The following is a 3445-nucleotide window of genomic DNA, read 5'->3' as shown; positions in this document are numbered from 1 at the left end:
GCCTGGGCAGCTTCTGGACCGACCTGGTGCGCAGCGTCGTCCGCGTCCTGCTGCCCCCTCGCCGTCGTCGGCGCCACGGCGCTGGCGATCGGCGGCGTGGTGCAGAGCTGGCACGCCCCGCGCGAGGTCACCACGCTGACCGGTGGCACGCAGCGGGTGCCCGGCGGCCCGGTGGCCAGCCAGGAGGTCATCAAGGAGCTCGGCACCAACGGCGGCGGCTTCTACAACGCCAACTCCGCCCACCCGTTCGAGAACCCCACCCCGTTCACCAACCTGCTCGAGATCTTCCTCATCCTGCTCGTCCCGCTCGCGATGGCGTGGGCCTTCGGCCTCATCGTCAAGGACCGGCGCCAGGGTGGCGCCGTCCTGGCCGTGATGGTGCTGCTGCTCGGCGTCTCGACCGCCCTGCTCCACTGGGCCGAGATGGCCGGTCCCGGCACCGCGCCGACGCTGGCCGGCGGGGCGATGGAGGGCAAGGAGGTCCGCTTCGGCGAGGCCGGCTCGGCCCTGTTCGGCGCCGCCACCACCGGCACCTCGACCGGCGCGGTCAACGCCATGCACGACTCCTTCACCGCCCCCGGCGGCGGCCTGACGCTGTTCAACATGATGCTGGGCGAGATCGCGCCCGGCGGCGTCGGCTCGGGCCTGTACGGGATGCTCGTGCTCGCCGTCGTCGCGGTCTTCCTCGCCGGGCTCATGGTCGGCCGGACGCCGGAGTACCTGGGCAAGAAGATCGGCCAGCGCGAGATCGTCCTGGTCGCGCTCTACGTGCTGACCACCCCGGTGCTCGTGCTGACCGGCACGGCCCTGGCGCTCAGCGTCGGCCCCGGCCTGGCCGGCCTCCAGGAGTCCGGCCCGCACGGGCTGTCCGAGGCGCTGTACGCGGTGACGTCCGCGGCCAACAACAACGGCAGCGCGTTCGGCGGGCTCACGTCCGGGACGCCGTTCTGGAACACCCTGCTCGGCACCTGCATGCTGCTGGGCCGCTTCGTGCCGATCGTCCTCGTCCTGGCGCTGGCCGGACGCTTCTCGGCGGCGCAGAGCGTCCCGCCGGGCGCCGGCACCCTGCCCACCCACCGAGCGCTGTTCGTGGGCCTGCTGTCCGCCGTCGCCGTCGTGGTCGTCGGCCTCACCTATGTGCCGGTGCTCGTGCTCGGCCCGATCGTGGAGTCCCTCTCGTGAACGCACCGTCCCCCGCGCCCCAGCGGCGCGCCCTGTCCGCCCAGCTGCGCGAGGCGCTGCCCGCGGCGCTGCGCAAGCTCGACCCGCGCGAGCTGCTGGCCACCCCGGTCATGCTCGTCGTCGAGCTCGGCGCCGTGCTGACCACGGTCCTGACCGTGCTCGACCCCGGCTTCGTCAGCGTGGGCGTCACCGTCTGGCTGTGGCTGACCGTCCTGTTCGGCAACCTCGCCGAGGCCGTGGCCGAGGGCCGCGGCAAGGCCCAGGCCGACAGCCTGCGGGCCCTGCAGGAGGAGACCACCGCCTACCGGCTCACCGGCCGGCCCGACCCGGCCCGCGGCTCCCTGCTCGAGAAGCCCGCCGAGGTCGTCCCCAGCACGTCCCTGCGGCCCGGCGACCTGGTCGTCGTGACCGGCCGGCGAGCGCATCCCCGGGGCGACGGCGACGTCGTCGAGGGCGTCGCGTCCGTCGACGAGTCGGCCGTGACCGGCGAGTCCGCACCGGTCATCCGCGAGGCCGGCGGCGACCGCTCGGCCGTCACCGGCGGCACCGTCGTGCTGTCGGACCGGATCGTCGTGCGGATCTCCAGCGAGCCGGGACACTCCTTCGTCGACCGGATGATCGCGCTGGTCGAGGGCTCGCAGCGCCAGCGCACGCCGAACGAGGTCGCCCTCGGCGTCCTGCTCGGCGCCCTCACTGCGATCTTCCTGGTCGTGGTCGTGACGCTGTACTTCGTCGCCGACCACAGCGGCGCCCAGCAGTCCGCGCTCGTGCTGACCGCGCTGCTGGTGTGCCTCATCCCGACCACGATCAGCGCCCTGCTGTCGGCCATCGGCATCGCCGGCATGGACCGGCTGCTCCAGCGCAACGTGCTGGCGATGTCCGGACGGGCGGTCGAGGCCGCCGGCGACGTGGACGTCCTGCTGCTCGACAAGACCGGCACCATCACCTACGGCAACCGCCAGGCGTGCGCGCTCCTGCCCCTCTCCGGCGTCGAGAGCGCCGAGCTCGCCGACGCCGCGCTGCTGTCGTCGCTGGCCGACGAGACGCCCGAGGGCCGCAGCATCGTCCGGCTCGTGCACGGCGACGACGGACGCCACCCGGTGCCGGCGTCGGCCACGCTCGTGCCCTTCTCCGCGTCCACCCGCATGAGCGGGCGTCGATCCTGCCGGGCCGGCGCGTCCGCAAAGGGCGCCGCCTCGGCGGTGCAGCGCTGGGTCGAGGAGGAGCACGGCACGGTGCCGCACCAGGTCGCCGAGCTCGTCGAGGGCATCAGCCGCACCGGCGGGACGCCCCTGGTCGTCGCCGAGCAGGAGCCGGGCAAGACCCCGTGCGTCCTGGGCGTCGTGCAGCTCAAGGACGTCGTGAAGGCCGGCATGCGCGAGCGGTTCGAGCGGCTGCGGGCGATGGGCATCCGCACCGTCATGGTCACCGGCGACAACGCCACGACGGCCAAGGCGATCGGCGAGGAGGCCGGCGTCGACGACGTCCTGGCCGAGGCCACGCCGGAGGACAAGCTGGCGCTGATCCGCCGCGAGCAGGCCGGCGGCCGGATGGTCGCCATGTGCGGCGACGGCACCAACGACGCGCCCGCGCTGGCCCAGGCCGACGTCGGCGTGGCGATGAACACCGGCACGAGCGCTGCGAAGGAGGCCGGCAACATGGTCGACCTCGACTCGGACCCGACCAAGCTCATCGACGTCGTCGAGGTGGGCAAGCAGCTGCTCATCACCCGTGGGGCGCTCACCACGTTCTCCGTGGCCAACGACGTCGCGAAGTACTTCGCGATCCTGCCGGCGATGTTCGTGGTCGCCTTCCCGGGCCTGGACGTGCTCAACGTGATGCGCCTGTCCAGCCCGGAGTCGGCCATCCTCTCGGCCGTCGTCTTCAACGCCCTCGTCATCGTCGCGCTCATCCCGCTGGCGCTGCGCGGCGTCCGCTACACGCCCAGCTCGGCCTCGGCCCTGCTGCGCCGCAACCTGCTGGTCTACGGCCTGGGCGGCGTCGTCGCCCCGTTCGCCGGCATCAAGCTCATCGACCTCGTCGTCTCGACCCTCCCCGGAGCGTGAGTCCCGTGAAGACCCTGTTCGCCTTCTCCCGTCACTGCCTGGCCGGCCTGCGCGCGATGGTCGTCGCGACGCTCGTGCTCGGCCTGGCCTACCCGGTGCTCGTCCAGGGCGTGGCGGCCGTCGCGGCGCCCTGGGCGTCGCAGGGCTCGCTCGTCACCGCCGACGGCGACCGCACCACCGACCCCGACGAGGCCGTC

2 protein-coding genes and 1 pseudogene are annotated in these 3445 nt (G+C 73.4%); all 3 read left to right on the top strand.

Features of this window, described 5'->3' with window-relative positions; genetic code table 11:
• Positions 1 to 1182: pseudogene (gene kdpA, locus AC2W7G_RS12060) on the top strand (potassium-transporting ATPase subunit KdpA); the annotation flags it as partial.
• A gap of 56 nt (positions 1183 to 1238) precedes the next feature.
• Entirely contained in the window at positions 1239 to 3248 is a 2010-nt protein-coding gene (kdpB, locus tag AC2W7G_RS12055; protein ID WP_485868656.1) for a potassium-transporting ATPase subunit KdpB, read from the top strand.
• 5 nt (positions 3249 to 3253) lie between these two features.
• Positions 3254 to 3445, top strand: a 192-nt coding sequence (locus AC2W7G_RS12050; RefSeq protein ID WP_485868655.1) for a potassium-transporting ATPase subunit C, incomplete at its 3' end; no start/stop codon positions are given.

The sequence above is a fragment of the Aeromicrobium sp. PFPM2_SD2 genome (assembly GCF_057364525.1).
This window is presented reverse-complemented; position numbering and strand designations above follow the sequence as displayed.